We start from the raw sequence: 2,792 nt of genomic DNA on the forward strand, positions 1-2,792 counted from the left end.
CCCGTCCGCCACGGCCGCCGCGCTGTCGCGGGGCTCCTGCGCCGCCGCAGCGAGCGGCAGCAGCGCCGCGACGGCCAGCAGCGCGATTCCGCGGCAGCTCATGCGGACTGCTCCGTCGCGAGCACACGCTTGACCACCGCATCGATCGCGAGCAGCGATTCGAGCAGCGCTTCCATCTTGCCGAGCGGCCAGGCATTCGGCCCGTCGCTGAGCGCCTTGTCCGGATCCGGATGGGTTTCGGCGAACAGTCCGGCGATGCCGACCGCGACGGCCGCGCGCGACAGCACCGGCACGAACTCGCGCTGGCCGCCGGACTTGCCGTCGGCGCCGCCGGGCAGCTGCACCGAGTGGGTCGCGTCGAAAACGACCGGGCAGCCGGTGTCGCGCATGACCGAGAGGCTGCGCATGTCCGAGACGAGGTTGTTGTAGCCGAAGCTCGCGCCGCGCTCGCAGACCAGGATCTGCTCGTTGCCGGTGGCCTTGGCCTTGGCCGCGACGTGCTTCATCTCCCAGGGCGACAGGAACTGGCCCTTCTTGATGTTGACCGGCTTGCCGGCGCGCGCGACGTTCTGGATGAAATCGGTCTGGCGGCACAGGAAGGCCGGGGTCTGCAGCACGTCGACGACGCTGGCGACCTCGTTCATCGGCGTGTACTCGTGCACGTCGGTCAGCACCGGCACGCCGATCTGGCGCTTCACTTCGGCCAGCACCTTGAGCCCCTCTTCCAGGCCCGGGCCGCGGAAGCTCGTGCCCGAGGTGCGGTTGGCCTTGTCGAAGCTCGACTTGAAGATGAAATTGACGCCGAGCTTGCCGGTGATCTCCTTGAGCGTGCCGGCCGTGTCGATCTGCAACTGCAGCGACTCGATCACGCAGGGACCGGCGATCAGGAACAGCGGCCGGTCGAGGCCGGCCTCGAATCCGCACAGCTGCATGCTCATGCGCCGGCCGCCTGCGCCAGACGCGGCGCGGTACGCACGAGCTTGTATTCGCGCGCGGCCTGCACGAAGCCGATGAACAGCGGATGGCCGTCGCGCGGCGTCGAGGTGAATTCCGGATGGAACTGGCAGGCCAGGAACCACGGATGGTTCGGCAGCTCGACCATCTCCACGAGCAGGTCGTCCATCGACTTGCCGGCGATGGTCAGGCCGAGATCCTCGAACTGCTGCCGATAGAGGTTGTTGAATTCGTAACGGTGGCGGTGGCGCTCGCGGATCACGTCCTGGCCGTAGAGCTTGCGCGCGAGGGTGCCGGCCTTCAGGCGGCATTCCTGCGCGCCGAGGCGCATGGTGCCGCCGAGATCGGATTCCTCGGTGCGCTTTTCCAGGTCGCCGGCGGCCGTGCGCCATTCGGTGATCAGCGCGATGACCGGATGCGCGCAGTTCTTCTCGTTCTCGCTGGAATTGGCGCCTTCGAGGCCGGCGATGTTGCGCGCGAAGTCGACGACGGCCGCATGCATGCCGTAGCAGATGCCGAAATACGGCACGCCGTTTTCGCGCGCCCAGCGCGCTGCGGCGACCTTGCCTTCGAAGCCGCGCTTGCCGAAGCCGCCGGGCACGAGCACCGCGTCGCAGTCCTTCAGCGCCGCGCCGCCTTCGGATTCGATCTGTTCGGATTCGAGCCAGCGCAGGTCGACCCGCGTCGACTGTTTGATGCCGCCGTGGCGCAGCGCTTCGCCGAGCGACTTGTAGGCGTCCTTGTGCTCGACGTACTTGCCGATGATCGCGATCGTGACCTCGTCCTTCGGGTTCTCCACCGCGGCGACGACGCGGTCCCAGGCCGACAGGTCGGCCGGGCCGGCGTCCAGGCGCAGGTGGTCGATGACGAGGCGGTCGAGGCCCTGCTGGTGCAGCCAGGACGGCAGCTGGTAGATCGTGTCCACGTCCATCGCGCTGAGCACGGCGCGCTCGGGGACGTTCGTGAACAGCGCGATCTTGCGCCGCTCGCTGTCGGGCAGCGGCTGCTCGCAGCGGCACAGCAGCACGTCGGGCTGTATGCCGATCGTGCGCAGCTCCTTGACCGAGTGCTGGGTCGGCTTGGTCTTGATCTCGCCGGCGGCCTTGATGTACGGCACGAGGGTCAGGTGCATGAACATGCACTTCTCGGGGCCGTGCTCGATGCGGATCTGGCGTATGGCTTCGAGGAACGGCTGCGACTCGATGTCGCCGACCGTGCCGCCGATTTCCACGAGCGCGACGTCGTAGCCGCGCGTGGCCTCGTAGATGCAGTGCTTGATCTCGTCGGTGATGTGCGGGATCACCTGCACGGTCGCGCCGAGGTAGTCGCCGCGGCGTTCCTTGCGGATCACGGCCTCATAAATCTTGCCGGTCGTGATGGAGTTGCGCCCGGTCAGGCGCGTGCGCACGAAGCGTTCGTAGTGGCCGAGGTCGAGGTCGGTCTCGGCGCCGTCGTCGGTGACGTAGACCTCGCCGTGCTGGAACGGGCTCATCGTGCCCGGGTCGACGTTGATGTAGGGGTCCAGCTTCATCATCGTCACGCGCAGGCCGCGGGCTTCGAGGATGGACGCGAGAGAGGCGGCGGCGATGCCCTTGCCTAGCGAGGACACCACACCACCGGTAACGAAGATCAGAGGGGTCATGAGCAGCGGGGATGGCTGGAAAACCCGATTTTACCGGCATCCCGCCCCGGCTGCGAGCCGAACGGCGCCGCGGACCGGGCGGCCGGCCGGCGCAATGCGTCCGCGACGGCGTCCGGCGCGACCGCCCGCGCGGGGCCGCGACCGCCGCGAGCGGCCGGACCAGGGCGAAGCCAAGCGCCTGCCGCAGCAGTGTTTG

2 protein-coding genes are annotated in these 2,792 nt (G+C 68.3%); both read right to left on the reverse strand.

Annotated elements, in window-relative coordinates; all coding sequences use genetic code 11:
* Window positions 1-98: 98 nt before the first annotated feature.
* On the reverse strand, window positions 99-932 hold the full coding sequence (gene kdsA, locus NON22_RS22740) for a 3-deoxy-8-phosphooctulonate synthase (RefSeq protein WP_257389274.1): 834 nt from the start codon (window positions 930-932) through the stop codon (window positions 99-101).
* Window positions 933-934: 2 nt separating this feature from the next.
* Window positions 935-2,596, reverse strand: coding sequence for a CTP synthase (pyrG, locus tag NON22_RS22745; protein ID WP_257389273.1), 1,662 nt, complete (start codon window positions 2,594-2,596; stop codon window positions 935-937).
* Window positions 2,597-2,792 lie beyond the last annotated feature (196 nt).

This window comes from Tahibacter caeni (assembly GCF_024609805.1).
In the GTDB taxonomy this organism is placed as follows: Bacteria; Pseudomonadota; Gammaproteobacteria; order Xanthomonadales; family Rhodanobacteraceae; genus Tahibacter; species Tahibacter caeni.